Source organism: Tahibacter sp., assembly GCF_035481375.1.
Classification (GTDB): domain Bacteria; phylum Pseudomonadota; class Gammaproteobacteria; order Xanthomonadales; family Rhodanobacteraceae; genus Tahibacter.
Genome location: NZ_DATIGT010000120.1, coordinates 1 through 21,078, shown reverse-complemented (window position 1 = coordinate 21,078; position 21,078 = coordinate 1). Strand labels below are relative to the sequence as shown.

General features: G+C 67.1%; 17 protein-coding genes. 10 read left to right on the top strand and 7 right to left on the bottom strand.

The annotated features are described in order from the left end of the window. Positions 1-123: 123 nt before the first annotated feature. Complete coding sequence (locus tag VLF18_RS07870) at positions 124-549, bottom strand: DUF3052 domain-containing protein (protein ID WP_325279071.1); 426 nt, start codon at positions 547-549, stop codon at positions 124-126. A 134-nt stretch (positions 550-683) separates the two neighbouring features. Here VLF18_RS07870 and VLF18_RS07865 point away from each other — a divergent pair, with 134 nt between their 5' ends. From VLF18_RS07865 to VLF18_RS07845, 5 genes are all read left to right on the top strand, one after another. After that, a complete protein-coding gene (locus VLF18_RS07865; protein ID WP_325279077.1) occupies positions 684-1,925 on the top strand; it encodes an efflux RND transporter periplasmic adaptor subunit in 1,242 nt (413 codons plus the stop codon). Positions 1,926-1,987: 62 nt separating this feature from the next. Next, entirely contained in the window at positions 1,988-2,674 is a 687-nt protein-coding gene (locus VLF18_RS07860; protein WP_325279070.1) for an ABC transporter ATP-binding protein, read from the top strand. Positions 2,675-2,693: 19 nt separating this feature from the next. Continuing rightward, entirely contained in the window at positions 2,694-3,851 is a 1,158-nt protein-coding gene (locus tag VLF18_RS07855) for an ABC transporter permease (protein ID WP_325279069.1), read from the top strand. A gap of 12 nt (positions 3,852-3,863) precedes the next feature. Continuing rightward, positions 3,864-5,069 carry an ABC transporter permease gene (locus tag VLF18_RS07850; protein ID WP_325279068.1) on the top strand — a complete coding sequence of 402 codons (1,206 nt, stop codon included), beginning with the start codon at positions 3,864-3,866 and terminating at the stop codon, positions 5,067-5,069. 95 nt (positions 5,070-5,164) lie between these two features. Beyond that, positions 5,165-5,674, top strand: coding sequence for a class I SAM-dependent methyltransferase (locus tag VLF18_RS07845; RefSeq protein WP_325279067.1), 510 nt, complete (start codon positions 5,165-5,167; stop codon positions 5,672-5,674). Between the two features lie 58 nt (positions 5,675-5,732). Here the strand turns inward: VLF18_RS07845 and yedA are convergent, their stop codons facing one another. The 3 genes from yedA to VLF18_RS07830 form a co-directional block, all read right to left on the bottom strand. Continuing rightward, complete coding sequence (gene yedA / locus VLF18_RS07840) at positions 5,733-6,641, bottom strand: drug/metabolite exporter YedA (RefSeq protein WP_325279066.1); 909 nt, start codon at positions 6,639-6,641, stop codon at positions 5,733-5,735. A gap of 79 nt (positions 6,642-6,720) precedes the next feature. Then, positions 6,721-7,587 carry a methylated-DNA--[protein]-cysteine S-methyltransferase gene (locus VLF18_RS07835; RefSeq protein WP_325279065.1) on the bottom strand — a complete coding sequence of 289 codons (867 nt, stop codon included), beginning with the start codon at positions 7,585-7,587 and terminating at the stop codon, positions 6,721-6,723. 119 nt (positions 7,588-7,706) lie between these two features. Then, complete coding sequence (locus VLF18_RS07830) at positions 7,707-8,360, bottom strand: glutathione S-transferase family protein (protein WP_325279064.1); 654 nt, start codon at positions 8,358-8,360, stop codon at positions 7,707-7,709. Positions 8,361-8,830: 470 nt separating this feature from the next. On the opposite strand from VLF18_RS07830, the gene VLF18_RS07825 reads away from it, so the two are divergent. After that, positions 8,831-10,885, top strand: coding sequence for an endonuclease (locus tag VLF18_RS07825; protein ID WP_325279063.1), 2,055 nt, complete (start codon positions 8,831-8,833; stop codon positions 10,883-10,885). A gap of 149 nt (positions 10,886-11,034) precedes the next feature. Here the strand turns inward: VLF18_RS07825 and VLF18_RS07820 are convergent, their stop codons facing one another. Continuing rightward, entirely contained in the window at positions 11,035-13,812 is a 2,778-nt protein-coding gene (locus VLF18_RS07820) for a valine--tRNA ligase (protein WP_325279062.1), read from the bottom strand. 161 nt (positions 13,813-13,973) lie between these two features. Here VLF18_RS07820 and VLF18_RS07815 point away from each other — a divergent pair, with 161 nt between their 5' ends. Together VLF18_RS07815 and VLF18_RS07810 are read left to right on the top strand one after the other, a co-directional pair. Beyond that, complete coding sequence (locus tag VLF18_RS07815; protein ID WP_325279061.1) at positions 13,974-15,026, top strand: cyclic nucleotide-binding domain-containing protein; 1,053 nt, start codon at positions 13,974-13,976, stop codon at positions 15,024-15,026. A gap of 207 nt (positions 15,027-15,233) precedes the next feature. Beyond that, entirely contained in the window at positions 15,234-16,871 is a 1,638-nt protein-coding gene (locus VLF18_RS07810; RefSeq protein WP_325279060.1) for a hypothetical protein, read from the top strand. Here the strand turns inward: VLF18_RS07810 and VLF18_RS07805 are convergent. Further along, complete coding sequence (locus tag VLF18_RS07805) at positions 16,841-18,283, bottom strand: PLP-dependent aminotransferase family protein (RefSeq protein ID WP_325279059.1); 1,443 nt, start codon at positions 18,281-18,283, stop codon at positions 16,841-16,843. The genes VLF18_RS07810 and VLF18_RS07805 overlap by 31 nt on opposite strands. Positions 18,284-18,344: 61 nt before the next feature. Between VLF18_RS07805 and VLF18_RS07800 the strand changes: the two genes are divergently transcribed. Beyond that, positions 18,345-19,025, top strand: coding sequence for a hypothetical protein (locus VLF18_RS07800; protein WP_325279058.1), 681 nt, complete (start codon positions 18,345-18,347; stop codon positions 19,023-19,025). 495 nt (positions 19,026-19,520) lie between these two features. On the opposite strand, the gene VLF18_RS07795 is transcribed toward VLF18_RS07800, so the two are convergent. After that, complete coding sequence (locus VLF18_RS07795; protein ID WP_325279057.1) at positions 19,521-20,324, bottom strand: type 1 glutamine amidotransferase domain-containing protein; 804 nt, start codon at positions 20,322-20,324, stop codon at positions 19,521-19,523. Positions 20,325-20,421: 97 nt separating this feature from the next. Between VLF18_RS07795 and VLF18_RS07790 the strand changes: the two genes are divergently transcribed. Beyond that, positions 20,422-21,078, top strand: a 657-nt coding sequence (locus VLF18_RS07790) for a LysR family transcriptional regulator (protein WP_325279056.1), incomplete at its 3' end; no start/stop codon positions are given.

Below are 21,078 nucleotides of genomic sequence, written 5' to 3'. Positions count from 1 at the left end.
AAGAACCCGTGGCGGAGAAAAACGCGCCACGCCATTTCGCCTGCCAAACAACGACTCGCTCCGCCCGGCGTTCGCCGGGAGCGGGCGTCTCGACGGCGGGCTTCGCCTGCGGCTCAGCGCAACCTACGGTTTCCCGCGCTTCTCCACGCGCCGCACGAGCTTCAGCCCGCTCCAGGTCGCATCGACCGCGCAGACTTTCACATCGACGAGGCCACGCGGCAGCGCGAGTTCGCGGATGCCGTCCTCGGTCAGGTCGGTCGCGATTTTCGACGCCTTCTTGGGCCACGAAATCCAGATCATGCCGCGGTCGTCGAGATGCGGATCGAGCGCGGCGAGCGCCGCGTCGAGTTCGGTGCGCGAACGCACGAAGGCGTGGGCGAAATCGAATGCACCGGCGCGCGTGCGCACGTCGCAGCTCGTGAGATCGAATGCGGTCAGCGTCGCGTAGTCCTCGGGCGCGCCGCGCAGCACGACGCGCAGACCTGCCTTCAGACCGAGCTTTTTTGAAAGTGGGGTGCCGGAATAGCCGGCGCTGGCCTGAGTTGACACCTGTCACCTCCAATTGCTGATCGGCGGCCCTGTCGGCGCCACGGCGCACGCGGCAGTCTATGGCACACTTCGCCGTTGCGGCGAGCGGAAAGCCCCGCGATTGCCGCAATCGACCTCACGCAGGACATGGTGGAATCGTGGACAACACCGAAATGCTCAAAGAGCTGCGCATCGATCGCAGCGCGCCGCCGCCGGAGCCTTCCCGCAAGGGACGCTGGATCGGCGTAGGCATCGCTCTTCTCGTCGTCGCCGCTGCCGGCGCATGGTTTGCGCTCGGCCGCGGCACCACCTGGGTCGTCGCGACGGCCGTCGCGCAGCCGATCACGCCGGCCGTCGCGGCCAGTTCCTCGGTGCTCGACGCGAGCGGCTATGTCACGGCAAGGCGCCAGGCGACGGTGTCGGCGAAGGTCACCGGCCGCGTTGCGGAAGTGCGCATCGAAGAAGGCCAGACCGTCGCGGAAGGCGAAGTGCTTGCGCGACTCGATCCGGTCGACGCACAGGCGCAGCTCGACCAGGCGCAGACCCAGCTCGACGCGGCGCGCGCGCAGCTGACCGAGCACAAGGTGCAGCTCGCGCGCGCCGAACGCGATCTGAAGCGCCAGCAGGATCTCGTCGCGCGTAAGCTGACGAGCCAGCAGCTCAGCGAAAACGCCGCGACCGACGTGGCCGCGCTGAAAGCGCGCATCGCCGCGCAGGAGCGCCAGATCGCCGTCGCGCAGAGCGGCGTCGACATGGCTCGCGTCAATCTCGACAACACCGTCGTCAAGGCGCCGTTTGCCGGCGTCATCACGGTCAAGGCCGCGCAGCCCGGCGAAATCGTGTCGCCGATGTCCGCCGGCGGCGGCTTCACGCGCACCGGCATCGGCACGATCGTCGACATGAATTCGCTCGAGATCGAAGTCGACGTCAACGAGTCCTATATCGGCCGCGTGCAGCCGGGACAGCCCGTCGAAAGCACCTTGAACGCCTATCCGGACTGGAAGATTCCGGGGAAGGTCATCGCGATCATTCCGACCGCCGATCGCGGCAAGGCCACGGTCAAGGTGCGTATCGGCATGGATGTCAAAGACGCGCGCATCGTGCCGGACATGGGCGCGCGCGTCGCGTTCCTCGGCGACGCCAAGCCGGTGCAGGGCGAAGCGCCCAGGCCGCTGCCGGGCGTGCTCGTGCCGAGCGACGCGATCAAGAACGTCGGCGACGCGTCGCTGGCCTACGTCGTCAAGGACGGTCGTCTCGAAGAACGCAAAGTCACGCTGGGCCAGAGCCTGTCGAGTTCGCGCCAGGTGCTCAGCGGGCTGGCCGCCGGCGAGCGCGTCGCGCTCGCGCCGCCCGACGGCGTGAAGACCGGCGACAAAGTCGAAACCAAGACCCAGTGACGCGCGCGCCGCGCGCTGTCCGCCCATTCGCAAGATTCCCTGCCTTCGAACCGGAGCCCATCATGAGCACCCTCATCAGCATCCGTGACCTGACCAAGAGCTACACGCGCGGCAAGCAGAAAGTGGAAGTGCTGCACGGACTGACGCTGGATATTCCCAAAGGCGACTTTGTCGCACTGATGGGGCCGTCGGGCTCCGGCAAGACCACGCTGCTGAACCTGATCGGCGGGCTTGACCAGCCGACCTCGGGCGAGCTGTCGATCGACGGCAAGCGCATCGACAAGTTCAGCAGCGCCGAACTCACGAGATGGCGCGCCACGCACGTCGGCTTCGTGTTCCAGTTCTACAACCTGATGCCGGTGCTGACGGCCGAAGGCAATGTCGAGCTGCCGCTGCTGCTGACGAAACTGTCCGCGGCGCAGCGCAAGAAGAACGTCGCGATCGCGCTGCAGGTCGTCGGCCTCGGCGAGCGCGGCAAGCACAAGCCGCGCGAACTCTCGGGCGGTCAGGAGCAGCGCGTCGCGATCGCACGCGCGATCGTGTCCGACCCGGACCTGCTGGTCTGCGACGAACCGACCGGCGATCTCGACCGCAAGACCGCCGATGAAATCCTGACTCTGCTGCAGACGCTCAATCGCGAGCACGGCAAGACCATCGTCATGGTCACGCACGATCCGCGTGCGGCCGAATACGCGAAGCGCACGCTGCACCTCGACAAGGGCCAGCTCGCCGAGCAAGCGGCGCACTGAGCGCGACGGAGCCCATCCCATGACCAAGACCGGTTTCGTGCTTGCGAACCTGTTTCGCAAGAAAACCCGCACCGTGCTCACGCTGCTCTCCGTGATCATGGCTTTCCTGCTGTTCGGCCTGCTGCAGGCCGTCAACGTGATGTTCAATGCAGGCTCTGATTTCGTCGGCGCGACGCGCGTCGTCGTCCAGGCGCGCGTGTCGTTCACGCAGTCGTTGCCGCTGCGCATCCTGCCCGAACTCGAAGCCGTTCCCGGCGTCGACAAGGTCATGTTCCAGCAGTGGTTCGGCGGCGTGCATGGCGAGAACACGCAGATCTTCACGTTCGCGGTCGATCCCGCGCGCATCCATGCGGTCTATCCCGAATACGTGATGGACGACGCGAGCTGGACGGCGTTCGCGCAGACGCGCACCGGCGCGATTGTCGGCCGCATGCTCGCGAACCAGTACAACTGGAAGGTCGGCGACAAGCTGCCGCTGAAGTCGAACATCTTTCCGCAGAAAGACGGCAGCAAGGACTGGGCGTTCGACATCGTCGGCATCTACGACGGCAAGGACGAGCAGTGGCAGCGCCAGACCAACGCGGTATTCATCAACTACGAATACTTCAACGAGTCCAACCAGTTCGGCAGCGGCGCTGCCGGTATCTACGTGCTGCGTCTTGCCAACAGCGACGTCGCGCAGAGCGTGACCGAGGCGGTCGACAAGAAGTACGAGAACTCGCCCGACGAGACCAAGAGCCAGACCGAGAAGGACTGGCAGGCAGGCTTCGTCAAGCAGATCGGCGATGTCGGCCTGCTCGTTCGCTGGATTCTGTTCGCGGTGTTCTTCACCTTGCTGCTCGTCGTCGGCAACACGATGGCGCAGAGCGTGCGCGAACGCATTCCGGAACTCGCCGTGCTCAAGACGCTGGGTTTCTCCGACGGCACCGTGCTCGGATTCGTCATGGCCGAAGCCGTCGCGCTCTGCGCGATCGGCGGACTGATCGGCATGGGCGTCGCGACGCTGCTCGGCATCGCGATCCAAAAAACCATCGGCGCGTTCCTGCCGATCAGCGTCGACGGCTCGGTCTGGACGACGGCCCTGATCGCCATCGCGCTGATGAGCGTGGCCGTGGGCCTGCTGCCGGCATTGCGCGCGCAGCGCCTGAAAATCGTCGATGCCCTCGCGGGCCGCTAACGGAGTGCCGACATGCTGAGCCAGATCACTGCCATTACCGGCATCAACCTCAAGAGCATTCCCGAACGCTGGGGACCGTCGCTCGTCATCGTCGTCGGCCTTGCCGGTGTCGTCGCCGTGTTCACCGCGCTGTTCGCGATGGCGCAGGGTTTCGCGAGCACGCTGGCCGACCGCGGCCGCGACGACGTCGCGCTGATCCTGCGCGGCGGATCGAGCGATTCCGAACTCAACTCGGTGCTCACGCGCGAAGTCGCCACCTTGATCACACAGGCGCCGGGCATCCGTCGCGGCGCCGACGGCAAGATCGAAGCGGCCTCCGAACTCGTCGTCATCTCCGAGCTGCCCAAGAAAGGCGAGCCGACGCCGGCGCCGGGCAAGCGTGCCACCGGCGTCAATGTGACGTTGCGCGGCGTCGAGCCCACCTCGTTCACGCTGCGCCCGAACGTGCGCATCACCGAAGGCCGCATGTTCCAGACGGGCCTGCGTGAAATGATCGTCGGACGCGGAGTCATCACCGCGTTCGAAGGTGCCGAGATCGGCAAGGTCGTGCGCATGCGCGGGTCCGACTGGACCGTCGTCGGCATGTTCGAATCCGGCGACGCGAGCGAAAGCGAAGTGTGGGTCGACCTCGGCACGGCGCAGACGACGTTCCGTCGCGGCGGCAGCATCAGTTCGGTGCTCGCGCAGCTCGACGGCGACGGCGCGATGGACAGGCTAAAGGCGTCGCTCGCGGCCGATCCGCGGCTGGCCAGCGACGTGACCACGCAGCGTCAGTACCTCAGCGCGCAGACCAAGCAGTTCCGCGCGATGATCCAGACGCTCGGCGTGTTCCTCGTCATCGTCATGGGGCTCGGCGCGATCTTCGCGGCGTTGAACACGATGTATGCGGCCGTGGCGGCGCGCTCGCGCGAAATCGCGACCTTGCGTGCGATCGGCTTCGGCGGGATGCCGGTGCTCGTATCGGTCATGGCAGAAGCGCTCGTGCTGTCGGCGCTCGGCGGCCTCGTCGGTGCGACGATCGCGTACCTGCTGTTCAACAACGTCTCGCTGTCGACGCTCGGCGCGAACTTCACGCAGGTCGTCTTCAGCTTCAAGGTCACGCCCGGACTCGTCGGCGTCGGCCTCGTGATCGCGGTCGTCATCGGCTTTCTCGGCGGCCTGCTGCCGGCCGTGCGTGCCGCGCGTCTGCCGATCACGACGGCACTGCGCGAGCTGTAAGCCTCAATTTCTTGCTGACCTGCAACGCCCGTCGCGGACTTCTCCGCGGCGGGCGTTATCATTTCCGGTCCGCACAATCGAACCGCAAGGCTGCAATGAAGCTCGATCTGGGATGTGGCAACCGCAAGCGCGAAGGATTCATCGGTGTGGATTCATCGCCGGACTGCGGCGCCGATGTCGTGCACGACCTTACGCAGATGCCCTGGCCGTTCGACGACGCCAGTGTCGACGAGGTCCATTCCTCGCACTTTCTCGAGCACCTCGACGGCGCCGAGCGCATGGCCTTCATGGACGAGCTCTACCGCGTCATGAAGCCCGGCGCGAAGGCGCTGATCATCACGCCGTACTGGACCAGCGTCGGCGCGATCCAGGATCCGACGCACAAGTGGCCGCCGATCGCCGAGCAGTCGTATTTCTACTTCAACGCCGAAGCGCGGCAGCGCCTCAACGTCGCGCACTATCCGATCCGCTGCGATTTCGACCTGGCCTTCGACGGCACGCTCGCGCCCGGCATGGAACAACTGCCGCCGCCGCAGCAGGCGTACGCGAAGAGCCATTACTTCAACACGGTGTTCGAACTGCGCGCGGTACTGACGCGGCGCTGACGGCGTCGCGGCGACGAATGCAGCTGCGCAGGGCCGGCGACGTTCCGGCTTCGTCGCGTCAGTTCTTCGTGTCGCGCGCCAGCGTGATGATGGCCACGCCGCCGAGGATCACGGCCATGCCGACGATGTCGAGCGCGTGTACGCGCTCGTTCGCGAGCAGTGCGCCGACCAGCACCGCGACCGGCGGATTCACGTAGGCATAGCTCGTCGCGAGCGCAGGCCGCACGGTGCGCAGCAGATACAGGTAGGCGCTGAAGCCGATGATCGAGCCGAACACGGCGAGATAGGCGAGCGCGAGCGTCGCGCGCAGGGTCGGTGCTTCGGGCAGGCCATTGCCGTTGAGCAGAGCAAGAATGGTCAGCGCCACGCCGCCGGTCAGCATCTGCGCGGCGGTGTTCATCATCGGCTCGGGCATGTCCTGGCGCTTGGACCACAGCGAGCCGAACGCCCAGCTCGCGGCCGCGGCGAGCAGCGCGATCGCGCCGAGGCGGGAGCCGGCGAGATCGCCGCCGAGGTTCAACAGGATCACGCCGGCGAAACCGACGAGCAGGCCGATGAGTTCGAGCTTGCGCGGCCACTGGCCGAAAAATGCGCCGAACACGGCCGCGAACAGCGGCATGCTCGCAACCGCGACCGCGGCGAGCCCCGACGACACGCTCTGCTGCGCCCAGCAGACGAGACCGTTGCCGAAACCGAGCAGCAGAGTTCCGGTGATCGCGCAGTTGCGCCACTGCAGCCGGCTCGGATTCGGCGCACCGCGCCAGCGCAGGAAGGCGTAGAGCGCCGCGCCCGTGATGAGGAAGCGCAGTGCCGCCATCGTGAACGGCGCATAGCTCTCGAGCCCGATGCGGATCGCGAGATAGGTCGAGCCCCAGATCAGGTACAGCGATACCAGGGCCAGCGGTATCAGCAGGCGCGGCGAAAAGCGCGGCGCGTCGGCGCGGACTTCGGCGATCGTGTCGGTCATGGCTTCGCGGGAATACGGCCCCCCGTCCCCAGCCATCGCATGCTATGACGCGCTGCGGATACCGCTACAGCACCACTGCTCATATCGCACGCGGTGCCACTTCCGCTTCGCGCGCGAGCAGCCGCTGCTTGCGCGACAGGCCCCAGCGATAACCACCGAGCGTGCCGTCCTCGCGTACGACGCGGTGACACGGAACCATGATCGCGAGCCGGTTCGTCGCGCAGGCGCGTGCGACGGCGCGCACCGCGCGCGGCGAACCGATTGCTTCGGCGATCGCGCTGTAGCTGCGTGTCTCGCCGCGCGGAATGCGCGTGAGCGCCTGCCAGACGCGCCACTGGAATGCGGTTGCGCGCAGATCGAACGGCGGCAGCGGCGTGTCGGTCGCATCCGTCGCGTCGCTCCAGCCGAGATTCGCGTGCACTTCGGCAATGACGCGCGCGAGCCACTCGTCGCGGCCGGCGTCGACGCGCTCGCGCTGTGCGGCCGGGAACTCGTGGGCGAGTTCGGTCAGCAGTTCGTCCTCGCTCGCGCCGATCAGGATCGCGCAGATGCCGCGTTCCGTCGCCGCGACCAGCAGCTCGCCGAGCGGCGTGGCCAGCGTCGTATAGCGCAGCGTCGCACCCGCGCCGCCGCGGCGGTAGTCGGCCGGAGTCATGCCGAGCAGCGTGTCGCTCTTCTCGTAGACGCGGCTGCCGGAACCGAAGCCGGCGGCATAGACCGCATCGGTCACCGAGGGGCTTTCCCGCAGCGCGGTCTTGAGCCGCGCCAGGCGCCGGCTCGCGGCGAGTTCGGCCGGGCTCATGCCGTAGCGTGCGCGAAAACGCCGCTGCAGGTGGCCGGCGGAGAGGCCCACTTCCTGCGCGAGTTCCTGCAGGCTCGGCGCCTCCTCGGTGTTGCTGATGAGTTCGTGCGCCCGCGCGATCGGGTCGTTCGTGCCCAGTGACATGGCGGCGGATTCCTCGTTGCGACGGGGCACAGTCTGCGCGCGCGGCCCCGCGCCGGCCATCCGCATCTTGCGCGGCGCGGCGTCGGAATCCTCCGGTGCGGGCGTCGGATTCCGCGCGACTATCCGGCGCTCGCCTTCACGGCCGGCGGCTCGTGCTTCAGGACGCCGAAGAGCCCGCTTGCCTGCGCCGCGGGTCGCTGCGACAGCCGGTCGCGATAGCGGATCAGGTGGGGCCACCCGTCGAGCGCGCGGCAGAAGCTCAGCAGCACCAGTTCATGCCCGAGCACGATGTCAGGCAGCGTGAAGCGATCGCCGACGACATAGTCGCGATCGGCCATATGCGCCTCGATCACCTGCAGCAGCGGTTCGGCGACCCTGATCGCCGTGGCGCGCTTCTCGGGATCCGGGCGCAGCACGGTGTAGTTCAGCACCTGAAATCCGGCGGCATCGAGGTCCGACGCGCCGACAAACAGCCAGCTGAGCCAACTCGCGCGCAGCGGCGAATCCAGCGGCGGCACCAGGCCGCTTTCGGGATGCTGCTCGGCGAGGTACTGGCAGATCGCGACCGACTGCACCATGGCGCCCTGGTCGGTCTCGACCAGCGGCACGCGGCAGAACGGGTTCTTCGCACGGTACGCCGCTTCGCGATGTTCGCCGGCGATGTAGTTCAGCCCGACTTCCTCGACGGGCACGCCGAGTTCGTGCGCGGTCCAGCGCACGCGGGCGGCGCGGTCGAATGGTGCGAATGAGTACAGCTTCAGTGGTGCGTTCATGGGTGTCCTGGAGTCGTCCCGGTGAATCGTGGGTGTCCTCGAGTCTGCAGTGAATCGTGGGTGTCCTCGATTCCTGTTGGGTGTCCTCGATTCCTTCCTCGATTCCCCGTCCTCGAGTCACTCGAATCAAGGTCGGCACCGTCGCCGGGCGCCGTCGAATCGACATCATGCTGCGCGCCGCTCCGCGAACCAGTGCCGCACCCGTCAGCGCAGCGGCCGTATCCGCCGTACGGGGCTTGCTGCACGGTGCCGTGCAGTTGTAATGCTCTGCCGTTATATTCCCGCGATGTCCGGGCCATGGTGTCCGGAAATGGCCCGGTTTGCTGCGGACACGCGAACCGGCCGCGACCTCCACGGCGGAGGCGCAAGCGGGCTCAACGGCTCATATCACGGACCGGATACCTCCGGTCGTTCTTTGTCGGGTTCGCGCCGGATGCGCGGCTCCGTCTTCAGACCAGGGGATTCATCCGATGTCGTTTCGCTTCCGGGCCATCGGCGGCGCGGCGTTCGCGCTGCTGTCGGGCTTCGCTACGTCGGCCGTTGCCGACACCGCGGTTTTCATCAACGAAATCCACTACGACGACAGCACCGGTGCCGGTGACGTCGGCGAGTCCGTCGAAGTCGTCGCGCCGATCGGCGTCGACGTCAGCAACTGGCGTGTCGTGCTCTACAACGGCAACACCCAGGGCAACGCGACGGTCTACGACGACGATCTGCTGTCGACTGCCGCGTCGACCACCTGCGGCAGCAAGCAGATCAGGGTGCTGAGCTATCCGACCAACGGCGTGCAGAACGGCGAGCGCGACGCGGTCGCACTCGTCGACGATGCCGGCACCGTCGTGCAGTTCCTCAGCTACGAAGGCACGACGACCGCGGGCGCGGGCCCGGCGCAGGGAATGACCAGCGTCGACATCGGCGTCGCCGAAACCAATTCCACGGCGCCGGGAACGTCGCTGCAGCTCAGCGGCACCGGCAGCGACTACGGCCAGTTCGCCTGGCAGGGCAGCGCGGCGAACACCTTCGGCGCCTGCAACAACAACCAGAGCTTCGGCCCGCCGGTCGACGTCGCGCCGACCGTCAATTCGACGACGCCGGCCAACAATGCGACCGGCCAGGCCAACAATGTCAACGTCACCGTGACCTTTAGCGAGCCGGTCACGACGACCAGCGCGTGGTTCACGCTGTCGTGCACGACCAGCGGCACGCACTCGGCCGTGTCCACGGGCACCGGCAACACGCGCACGTTGAACCCCGATGTGGATTTCGCGAGCGGCGAAACCTGCACGCTGACGGTGATCGCCGACCAGGTCGCTGACCAGGACGGCACGCTCGACGAAATGGCCGCCGACTACAGCGCGAGTTTCAGCACCGCCGGCGACCTGCCGCCGGGCGTGGCGACGACGACGCCGGCCAACAACGCGCACGGCTTCCCGGGCGCAGCCAATCTCTCCGTGACGTTCTCCGAGCCGGTCACCGTCGACAGCGGCTGGTTCACGCTGAGCTGCGCGAACACCGGCGGGCACACGGCCCAGGCCAGCGGCGGTCCGACCGCGTTCCAGCTCAATCCCGACATCGATATGGGACTTCTGGAACAGTGCACCTTGACCATTGTGGCAAACAAGGTGCACGACCAGGACGGCACCGTGCAGGACCTGGCCGCGAACGTCGTCGTCGTTTTCGAAACCGCCGCGTCGCTCGACGACTACTATGCCGGCGTCGACACCTCCAGCGGCCCCGCGCTCAAGACCTGGCTGCACAACCGCATCAAGGACCACACCTCGATCCACTACGGCGACACCTATACCGTGATGAACAAGGCGGACGAAGATCCGACCGACAACACCAAGGTCTGGGACGTCTACAAGAACGAGTCGTATCCGAAGCAGACCAGCGGCGCGGCGAACTACAACCGCGAACACACCTGGCCGAAGTCGCTGGGCTTCCCGAACCCGACCGATTCGAGCGGCCGTCCGAACCCGCCGCATACCGACGGCCACATGCTCTATGCATCGCACGTGGGCTACAACTCCGATCGCGGCAACAGCCCCTACGGCCTCTGCCCGGGCTGCACCGCGCGTCCGACGACGGCGAACCACGGCGTCGGCGGCACCGGCGGCACGAGCAGCAACTATTTCAACTCGAACACGTTCCAGGTCTGGGACTTCCGCAAGGGCGACATGGCGCGCGCGGTGCTCTACATGGTCGTGCGCTACCAGGGCGGCAACAACGTCAGCGGCGCGCCGGAACCGCACCTGGAAATCACCGACAACCGCACGCTCATCGTCGGCAAGGACGCGACGACCTGCGGCGGCTGCGTCGCCTACATGGGTCTGAAGACCGTGCTGCTCGACTGGAACGACCAGGACCCGCCGGACGACTACGAGCGCAACCGCAACGCGATGGTCCAGACCTTCCAGGGCAACCGCAATCCGTTCATCGACCACCCGGAATGGGCGCGCTGCGTCATCGACAACCTGAACTGCCCCGCGGTCGTCGATGTGATATTTGCGGACGACTTCGAGTAAGACGAAACGCGTCTGAATGCCTGGATAAAAGCCCTCCCCGTCAAGGGGAGGGTTGGGTGCGGACGGGTTTCCGCTGGAACCTGGCGGCCGAGGCGCAATGCCCTTCGGTTATTGCGCCAACGTTTCCCGGCCGACGCCGACGCCGCGTGTCAGCCGCCGAGCTTCTGCAGCTGTTCCCGCAGGCTCGCCACCGTGCTGCTGAATTCCGCCAGACGCTGCCGCTCCTGCTCGACGACGGCCGCCGGCGCATTCGCGACGAATGTCGCGGTGCCGAGCTTGCCGTTGCACTTGGCGATCTCGCCTTCGAGCCGCGCGATCTCCTTCGCGAGGCGTGTCTTCTCGGCGCCGAGATCGATCAGCCCTTCGAGCGGAATCAGCAGCTTCAGGTCGCCGACGATGGCGGCCGACGCCGCCGGCTCCGCTTCGCCCGCCTCGAGCCAGCGCCGGCTTTCCACCTTTGCGAGAAACGCGATCTGCGCGCCGAACTTCTCCGCGCGCGCGCGATCCTGCGCAGTGCCGCCGGCCAAAAGCAGCGGAATCGCCTTGCTCGGAGCAAGATTCATTTCGCTGCGAATGCGGCGCAGCTGCGAGATCACGGCCTTGAACCATTCGATCTCGCCGGCGGCATTCGCATCGGCGGCGACGTCGGCAGCGCGCGGATACGCCTGCAGCGACACGCTCGGTGTCGCGATGCCGAGTCGCGGTGCGACGTTCTGCCAGATTTCCTCGGTGATGAACGGCACCAGCGGATGCAGCGCGCGCAGCAGCAGCTCGAGCGTGTGGAGCAGGGTGTGCCGCGTCGACGCGGCAGCTGCGGCATCGCTGCCGGTCAGTGCGGGCTTGGCGAGTTCGAGGAACCAGTCGCAGAACTCGTTCCAGGTGAATTCGTACAGCGCCTGCGACACCAGATCGAAGCGATAGGCCGCGAACTGCGCCTCGACTTCGGTCAGGCAGTGATGCAGGCGCGTCAGGATCCAGCGTTCGGCTTCGGTCTGCGGCGCGAGCGGGGCGCCCGCCTCGACGCTGAAGCCTTCGCAGTTCATCAGCACGAACCGCGCGGCGTTCCAGAGCTTGTTGCAGAAATTCTTGTAGCCGCCGCAGCGGTCGAGGTCGAACTTGATGTCGCGGCCGTGGCTCGCGAGCGAGGCGAACGTGAAGCGCAGCGCGTCGGCGCCGAACGCGGCGATGCCCTGCGGATAATCCTTGCGCGTGGCTTTCTCGATTTTCGCGGCCATCTGCGGCTGCATCAGGCCGCCGGTGCGCTTGGCCACGAGCGCTTCGAGTTCGATGCCGTCGATGAGGTCGATCGGATCGAGGATGTTGCCCTTCGACTTCGACATCTTCTGGCCGTCTTTGTCGCGCACGAGGCCGGTGATGTAGACGTCCTTGAACGGCACTTCGCCCGTGAAGTGGTCGGTCATCATGATCATGCGCGCGACCCAGAAGAAGATGATGTCGAAGCCGGTCACGAGCACCGAGGTCGGCAGATAGCGCGCGAAACCGCGCTCGGCCATGGCCTTTTCGTTCGGCCAGCCCAGCGTCGAATGGGCCCAGAGCGCCGAGGAGAACCAGGTCTCGAGCACGTCGTCTTCGCGCCGCAGGGCGGGCGCGGTGCCGCCGTGTTTCGCCGCCGCCTGCGCGATCGCGTCTTCCTCGCTGCGCGCGACGTAGGCGTTGCCGGCCGTGTCGTACCAGGCCGGAATGCGGTGACCCCACCAGAGCTGGCGGCTGATGCACCAGTCCTGGATATTGCCGAGCCAATGGCGGTACGTGTTGATCCAGTTTTCCGGCACGAACCGCACCTTGCCGGTCTCGACGAGTTCGAGCCCGCGTGCGGCGAGGCCGTCCATCTTCACGAACCACTGCCAGGTCAGGTAAGGCTCGATGACCTGGCCGGTGCGATCGCCGCGCGGCACCTGCAGCTTGTGCTTCTTTTCCTCGACCAGCAGTTCCGCGGCTTCGAGATCGGCGAGCACGACCTTGCGCGCGTCGTAGCGGTCGAGGCCCTGGTATTTCGCCGGCGCATTCGCATTGATCTTCGCGTCGTCGGTGAAAATGTTGATCGGTGCGAGGCCGTGACGCTGGCCGACCGCGTAGTCGTTGAAGTCGTGCGCCGGCGTGATCTTCACGCAGCCCGTGCCGAATTCGCGCTCGACGTAGGCGTCGGCGATGACAGGAATTTCCCGGTCGGTCAGCGGCAGTTTCAGGGTCTTGCCGACGAGCGCCGCATAGCGCTCGTCTTCCGGATGCACCGCGACGGCCACGTCGCCGAGCAGGGTTTCCGGGCGCGTCGTCGCGACGACGAGCGAACCGGAGCCGTCGGCCAGCGGATAGCGGATCGACCAGAGCTTGCCGTCTTCTTCCTCGCTGACGACTTCGAGATCGGAGATCGCCGTCTTCAGCACCGGATCCCAGTTCACGAGGCGCTGGCCGCGATAGATCAGTCCCTGCTCGAACAGCCGCACGAAGGTTTCGCGCACGGCCTCCGACGGAATCTCGTCCATCGTGAACATGGTGCGGCTCCAGTCGCCGGAGACGCCCATGCGCCGCATCTGCCGCTCGATCGTGTCGCCCGATTGCTGCTTCCATTCCCAGACGCGTTCGATGAAGGCATCACGGCCGAGTTCGTTGCGCGTCTTGCCCTCGCTGCCGAGGAGCCGCGTCACGACCATCTCGGTCGCGATGCCGGCATGGTCGGTGCCGAGCTGCCACAGCGTGTCGTAGCCGCGCATGCGGTGGTAGCGGATCAGCGTGTCCATGATCGTGTGCTGGAAGGCGTGCCCCATGTGCAGCGTGCCGGTCACGTTCGGCGGCGGCAGCAGGATCGCGTAGGGCTCGCCCTGGCCCGACGGCTTGAACCAGCCGTTGCCTTCCCACTGCGCGTACCACTTGGATTCGATCTGGCCGGGTTCGAAGCTCTTGTCCATGACGTGAAAGACCTCGGCCCGGACGGCGGGCGTCCGGGCGGTATCGGAAAAGGGATGGCCGATTGTAGCGTCCGGGGGCTTTCCGGCCCAAACCGATGCTTTCCGGCCGCCACGGGCGCCCGCTACACTCGGCCCCGCACGGGCTTAGGAGGGGAGCGGGCATGAGCGTCAACAGCGCCGATCTGGCCAAGCTGTATCCGCTGGACTCACTCAGGCCCGAAAATCTCGAGCAGCTCGCGCGCGAAACCATCGTCGAGGAACTCGGCCGCGGCGCCGTGCTGTTCACGGCGGGCGAAACCGACGATCACACGATCTTCGTGCTGTCGGGCCGGGTCAAGGGCGAATACCCCGACGGCAAGGTCAAGGAAACCGACGCCTCGACGCTGCAGGGCCGCTACGCGCTCGGCGACATCCAGCCGCGCCGCTTCACCGGGACGATCACCTCGATCAGCGCCACGATCGCGCGCATCGACCGTCGCTACATGGAAAAGATCATCTGCTGGGACCAGCTCTCGCGGACCGAGAACTTCCGCCACTGGGACCCGTCGCCCGAAGCGAACCGCTGGGTGTTCCGGCTGCTGCAGTCGCGCGTCATGCACAAACTGCCGACCGCGGGCATCGAGCGCATGTTCCAGCGTTTCGAACAGATCGACGTGCGCGCCGGCGAAGTCATCGTGCGCGAAGGCGAGCCCGCCGACTATTTCTACGTGATCAAGGACGGCCAGGCGTCCGTCTCCAAGAGCCTCGAAACCGGCGACTCCGTCGTCGCCTACCTCGTGCGTGGCGACAGCTTCGGCGAGGACGCGCTGCTCGCGAACACGGTGCGCAACGCGACCGTCACGATGCTCAAGGACGGCAAGCTCATGCGGCTGGCCAAGCGCTCGTTCGACGAAGTCATGAAGCCGCCGGCGGTCGACTGGCTCACGCCGGGCAAGGCGTCGATCTTCGCGCGCCAGGGCGCCATCGTCCTCGACGTGCGCATGCCCGAGGAATTCGAGCAGCGCGCGATCAAGGGCGCGCTGAACACGCCGTTGTATACCTTGCGCGAAACGGTCAATGAATACGACCGCGCAAAGAAGTACGTCGTCTACTGCAATACCGGCGAACGCAGCGCAGCGGCGGCCTTCATCATGGCCAAGATGGGCTTCGAGGTGTATGCGCTGCAGGGCGGGATCTCGGGGATGATCAAGCAGATCGACCGGAAGCCCGCGTAGCGCGATCGCGCTTCGAATCGTCGTCCGGACGCCGGATATTCACGTGTAGGCGTGTCTCAACGAAGGTCGGGGAATCCGGGCGACAGGTGGCCTTTGCAGCCGGTGTGTTCGCGGAATTCGCGTTTTGCGCACTATGGATTTCGACGGGCACGGATCCGGGGCTGCGGATCGGCATCGACGGCATCGTGTGTCCTGAATCGCCGCCGCGTGTCGTTCAGCCTTCCACCCTGCAACCGGAGCCGTGCCATCAACCGATCGTCCGCCTCCGTCGCGCTGCGCAGCCTGCTGCCGATTGCCGCCGCGGCCGTGCTGGTCTGGGTGCTCGCCGGCATGGCCACGACGCGGCTGGAGTTCTGGCACGGACCGACCGTGATCGGTCAGTACGATCGCGAGCCGATCGAGGGACCGGTGTCGCGGCGCGGACCCAGGTGGCGCGGGTTCGTGCGCTATCGCGCGCCGGACGACTGGCCGGTTGCCGCGGGACAGCCGCAGCGCTACGACGTTCTCGTCACGGGCTCCGGCGACCGCGGACGTGCCGTGGGTTCGGATACGCAGCTGAAGTTGTCGCGTGCGACGCCGCACGAGGCGATCGAGTGGTCGTTCAACGGATTCTGGGCGCTGCCGCTCGTGGTGGCGTTCTTTGGTGCGGCCGTCGTGCTGACGTGCGCTGCCGTCGTACCGGCGCCGGCGGGCGGATCGCGCGGTTCCGGACGGCGCATGAAGTCGCTTTCGTCGTTGCGCCCTAGCCCGCGCGCGGCGCGGATCGCCGCATGGGCCGGGTTGGCGGTTTTTGTATCGTTCTTCATTTATCCACCCGGCATGCTGCTGGTCCTGTCGCCGCTGTTTTTTGCGATGACGGCGCCTGGACTGGTCGAGCTGCCGTATCGCATGGCGCGCCGTCTCGCGGCGGCGCCGGGCTCGGGTTTCGGCGGCAATCCGCGGCCAGGGCCGGCCGGCCTCATCGTCGACCTGCTGCAGCAGGCGAGTCTGTGGGTCGTGCTCGCCGGTTTCTGCGCGGCCAGCGTTCTCGCGTTCTCAACCGGCCTGCAGCGGCTGGTCGGCACGGGCAGCTGGTCGTCCGGCGCCTTCAACACGGTGCGCACGCTGCCGTGGCTGCCGCAGGATTTCGATCAGGCGCTCTGCGCCGCCGCCGATCGCCAGGACGCGGCGGCAACGGCATGGCTCGTCGCGCACGGCGCACGCCCGCGCGTCGTCTGCGCGGCAGGAACGCCGCCGGTCACGCCGGCGATGCGCTTCGACCATCCGGCGCTGCCGCCGAGTCAGGCCGAACTCGACGCACTGCTGTATTCGGCCGTGGAAAGCGCCGAACCCGATGCGGAGCGCGTGAGCGATCTGCTCGCACGCGGCGCGAATCCCGACGCGGCGCGCGACGATCGTCCGGTGCTGGTGGCCGCAGCGTGGAACGTCGCCGACGACGTGCTGAAGCGGCTGCTGGACGCCGGCGCCGATCCGGATCGCGCGACGCGCGACGGCAATACCGTGCTCACCGACATCGTCGGACTGGATCGTCCCGACAAGGCGCTGGAATACCTGCCGCTGCTCATCGCGCGCGGCGGCAACCTCAATCATCGCGGCGAGGCGGGCCGAACCGTGCTGCTGCAGCGCTGCGCTGACTTCCGCACGACCGATCTCGCGTTCCTCGAAGCGCTCATGGATCTCGGCGCGGATCCGAATCTCGCCGACGCGAGCGGGCGCACGGCGCTCGACTACCTCGACGAGCAGCGCGCCGAGGAAGCCATCGCCGCGTTCGAGGCGCGCGGAGCGCGGCGCTCGACCGCGGCGCGGCCGCGCGATCAGGCGATCAGCGGCAGCGCACGCCGCTGACGGGAACGCGACGGTACCGACCAGACGGCGGCGATGCGCTCTACGGCTTGCACGAGCTGATCCTCCGGCCGCGCAAACGGAATCCGCAGCCAGTTGTCGGATCCGCCTTCGACGCTGAATACCGGTCCCGGCGCGAGATGGACGCCAGTGGGTTCGACGTCCGCGGCGAGCTGCGTCGCGCTGCCGTGCGGCAGTTGCAGCCATAGCGTCAGGCCGCCGTCGGGCAGGCGAAAGCGCCAGTCCGGAACGTGTTCGCGCAGCGCAGCCGCCAGCGCGTCGCGCCGTTGCCGCAACTGCGCGCGCCGTGCCGCTGCGATGTCGTCGGTCTTCAGCAACTCGCTCACGACGAGCTGATCGAACAGCGACGTGCCGAGATCGAGCTGCACGCGCGCCGCGACAAGGCGGCTCACGCGATCGCGCGGCGCACGTATCCAGCCGACGCGCAGTCCGCCCCAGAACAGCTTCGACGCGCTGCCGATGGTGATCGCATCGCCCGCGTGCGCGGCGAACGGCGCGGGCATGGACACATCTGTCAGCGCCGTCGCCTGCAGCGCCTCGTCGACGATGGCCACTGTGCGTGCCGCGCGCAGCGCGGCGGCATAGCGCGCGCGGACGGCGTCGCTCATCAGAAAGCCGGTCGGGTTCTGGAAGTCGGGAATCAGATAGGCCAGATGAGGCGAGGTCTGGCGCAGCGTCGCCTCGATGCCGTCGAGATCCCAGCCTTTCTCGGCCAGGGGATCGCCGAGCGGCGCGCTGACCGCGCGGCCGCCGCCGAGCTTCAGCGCCTCGATCGCATTCGGATACACCGGCGACTCGATCATCACGCGATCGCCCGGACGCGACAGCGCGCGCGCGACGATCGCAACCGCGGCGAGCGCGCCGGAGGTGATGACGATCTGCTCGGGACTCGTCGGCAACCCGCGCCGCGCGAACGATTCGGCAATCTGCGCCTGCAGCGTCGGCAGCCCCGAGGGCAGGTAGCCGTCGCTCGCCAGATACGACGGCAGTGCGGCGAGCGCGCGTTCGTAGGCGGCGGCGACGCCGGGCGTGGCGCCGCTCGCGGCGCAGTTGAGGTCGATCGTGCCGCCGCCGGTCGATGAATTACCGCGCGAATGCAGCGCGCGATCGTGCGCGCGGCGGCGATCGAGCGGGGCGGCCGCATAGGTGCCGGAGCCTTGCCGGGCGGTCGCGAATCCGGCCGCAATGAGGTCGGCGTAGGCGCGCGTCACCGTGTTGCGCGAGAGGTCCAGCGCTTCGGCGACGGCACGCTCGCTCGGCAGGCGCGTGCCCAGCGGAATGCGGCCGTCGCCGACGAGTTCCTGGAGCGCCTGGCGCAGGCCGCGGTAAGCGGGTGCGCGGCTGAAGGTGCCGACGAGCGCGGCGAGGCGATCCGGGGACAGTGATCGTTGCATGAGGGCCATTATTGTCCGATTGGATCTATGGGGAAGTGCCAATCGGCGTGACGATGGCGCTATGAACACGCAAGCCCGCCCTCCCGTACTGGCCAATCTCGGCCCGCTCGCCCAGCTCCGTGCCGGGCGCCTCCCGGAACGCCTGCTGCGCCTCGTGACAGGGCTTTGGCTCTATGGCGTCGCGATCGCATTGATGATCGAAGGCGCGCTCGGTGCATCGCCCTGGGACGTCTTCCACCTCGGCGTCTCACGGCATCTGCCGGTCTCCTTCGGAACCGTCATGGTGCTCGCGGCCTTCGGCGTGTTGCTCGCGTGGATTCCGCTGCGCCAGATGCCGGGACTCGGCACGGTCGCGAACACGCTGCTGCTCGGCCCGTTCGCGGATCTGAATCTCGCACTGCTCGCCACGCCTGACACGCTGCCGCTGCGGTGCCTCTACCTGATCGGCGGCGTCGCGACCTGCGCGTTCGCGACTGCGCTGTACGTCGGCGCGCAGCTCGGCCCCGGTCCGCGCGACGGCCTGATGACCGGCCTCGCGCGCCGTACCGGCTGGTCGATCCGCCGCGTGCGCACTGCGATCGAAGTCAGCGTACTGGCGGTCGGCGTACTGCTCGGCGGCACCGTCGGCGTCGGCACGATCGTGTTCGCGCTCGGCGTGGGCCCGGTGACGCAGTTCTTCCTGCGCTACCTCGTCGTGCGGCTGGATGCGCCGGTGGGCGAACTGTCGCGGGACGTGCGGTAGCGGACGGCGGCGAACGGTCAATGTGGACACCCAGAAATTCAGGCGCCCGAATGGTGCGAAGCGAATGACAGGGTCGGCGAATGTGGACACCCAGAAATTCAAGCGAATGTGGACACCCAGAAATTCAGGCGCCCGAATGGTGCGAAGCGAATGACAGAACGAATCAGGACACCCAGAATTTCAAACGAACGAATCAGAGCGGTTGGTTAAGGACACCCACCATTCGATCGAACAATGGGTGCCTCGATTCGCTGCCTCGATTCGCTGAGGCATTCGAGAGTTTCGACCGAACCGAGAAAGTGGGTGTCCCGAATCGAATCGTTTGTTCTCCGTTCCGTGGGTGTCCTGAATTGGCTTCGACCGAACCGAGAAGTGGGTGTCCCGAATCGTTTGGGTGTCCTGAATTGGTTCTCCGTTCCGTGGGTGTCCTGAATTGGCTGAATTGACTCGCTTCGAATCACGGGTGCCCCGATCCCCGTCGCGCTTCAGCGAGTCCTATTCGCGCGCCTCCGCACCGACTAGCAGCGCGCGCATCGCCGCACCGACGCCGGCGGCCGACTGTGGGTTCTGGCCCGTGACGAGGCGCCCGTCGACCACGACCTTCGCGGTCCAGTTCGGCGCGGCCTCGTGTTTCGCGCCGCGCTGGACGAGCGTGCTCTCGAGCAGGAACGGCACGACCGCTTCGAGCTGGACAGCGCGCTCCTCCTCGTCGGTGAACGCGCTGACGCGCTTGCCGGCAACGAGATAGGTCCCGTCGGAAAGCGTCACGTTGACCAGTGCCGCAGGGCCGTGACAGACGGCGCCGACTACGCCGCCGGCTTCGTAGATCGCGCGCGTCACGCGCGGCACGGCGTCGCTGGTGGGGAAGTCCCATATCGCGCCGTGACCGCCGGCGAAGAAGATCCCTGAATACTTCGATGGATCGACATCGCCGAGGCGTTGCGTGTGCGTCACGGCATCGCGGAACGTTGCGTCGTTCCAGTAGCGCGCGTTGACCGCATCCGAGAGATCCAGGCCGTCGACCGGGGGTTCGCCGCCCTGTATCGAGGCGAAGGCGACGGGAATGCCCGCCTGTTCCAGTTCGGCCAGCGGATGCGTGACTTCGCCGAGGTAGTAGCCCGTGGCGATGCCGGTCGTTCCTTTCGAGGCATGGCTGGTGAGGACGAACAGGACGGGTTTGCGTTCGGACTGTGCGGTATGTGCGGTCATGGTCGGGGTGCCTGTGGCGGGTGGGTTGGCGAATGCCGGTGCAACGGCGGCAACCAGCATCGGCAGGAGCGGGAGGATCAGCGGCTTCATGTGTTCTCCGGGTAGCGTCGCTGTCGCACACAATATTCGGCGCTTGCACGGCTATAAACTATCGGTGGAGACATTCATTTGTTCCCGGGAGATCAAAATGGCGCGCCGGTTCGATTACCTGAGCGATGTCGAAGTCTTCCTCGCCGTCGTCGATCGCGGATCGTTCACTGCGGCGGCCGTGGCGCTTTCGACGACGCCGTCGGTGCTGAGCCGCGCCGTCGCCCGGCTGGAAGCGCGCCTGGACAACCAATTGCTTCGCCGCACGACGCGACGGCTCGGTCTGACCGAGGCCGGCCAGCGTTACGTCGACCAGGTACGCGCGGCATTCGTGCTGCTCGACGAAGCGGAGCGCGAAGTCCACGGCGAGGAAGGCGAACTGAAAGGGCGCGTACGCCTGAGCGTCCCGACGACTTACGGCCACTATCGCCTGCCGCCGCTGCTTGCCGCGTTCTCGCGCCGGCATCCCGGCGTTCGCATCGAACTCAACATCACGAACCGCAACGTGGACCTCGTGGCCGAAGGCTTCGACGTCGCGATCCGCCTGGGGCACATGCCCGACAGCGGACTGGTCGCCCGCCGGCTCGAAGACGCGCCGCTCTGTCTCGTGGGATCGCCGGACTATTTCCGTCGCGCGGGAACGCCGGCGACGCTGGATGACCTCGGGCAGCACGCCTGCCTGCCGTTCGTGATGCCGAGCACCGGTCGCGTCGCGCAGTGGCTGTTCAAGGATCGCGGCGAGGACGTCGACTGGCTC

Bases quoted from the DNA above. Each gene is read 5' to 3' on its own strand.
- VLF18_RS07860 (WP_325279070.1), top strand. From the start codon at position 1,988: ATGAGCACCCTCATCAGCATCCGTGACCTGACCAAGAGCTACACGCGC.
- VLF18_RS07855 (WP_325279069.1), top strand. From the start codon at position 2,694: ATGACCAAGACCGGTTTCGTGCTTGCGAACCTGTTTCGCAAGAAAACC.
- VLF18_RS07850 (WP_325279068.1), top strand. From the start codon at position 3,864: ATGCTGAGCCAGATCACTGCCATTACCGGCATCAACCTCAAGAGCATT.
- VLF18_RS07845 (WP_325279067.1), top strand. From the start codon at position 5,165: ATGAAGCTCGATCTGGGATGTGGCAACCGCAAGCGCGAAGGATTCATC.
- yedA (WP_325279066.1), bottom strand. From the start codon at position 6,641: ATGACCGACACGATCGCCGAAGTCCGCGCCGACGCGCCGCGCTTTTCG.
- VLF18_RS07835 (WP_325279065.1), bottom strand. From the start codon at position 7,587: ATGTCACTGGGCACGAACGACCCGATCGCGCGGGCGCACGAACTCATC.
- VLF18_RS07830 (WP_325279064.1), bottom strand. From the start codon at position 8,360: ATGAACGCACCACTGAAGCTGTACTCATTCGCACCATTCGACCGCGCC.
- VLF18_RS07825 (WP_325279063.1), top strand. From the start codon at position 8,831: ATGTCGTTTCGCTTCCGGGCCATCGGCGGCGCGGCGTTCGCGCTGCTG.
- VLF18_RS07820 (WP_325279062.1), bottom strand. From the start codon at position 13,812: ATGGACAAGAGCTTCGAACCCGGCCAGATCGAATCCAAGTGGTACGCG.
- VLF18_RS07815 (WP_325279061.1), top strand. From the start codon at position 13,974: ATGAGCGTCAACAGCGCCGATCTGGCCAAGCTGTATCCGCTGGACTCA.
- VLF18_RS07805 (WP_325279059.1), bottom strand. From the start codon at position 18,283: ATGCAACGATCACTGTCCCCGGATCGCCTCGCCGCGCTCGTCGGCACC.
- VLF18_RS07800 (WP_325279058.1), top strand. From the start codon at position 18,345: ATGAACACGCAAGCCCGCCCTCCCGTACTGGCCAATCTCGGCCCGCTC.
- VLF18_RS07795 (WP_325279057.1), bottom strand. From the start codon at position 20,324: ATGAAGCCGCTGATCCTCCCGCTCCTGCCGATGCTGGTTGCCGCCGTT.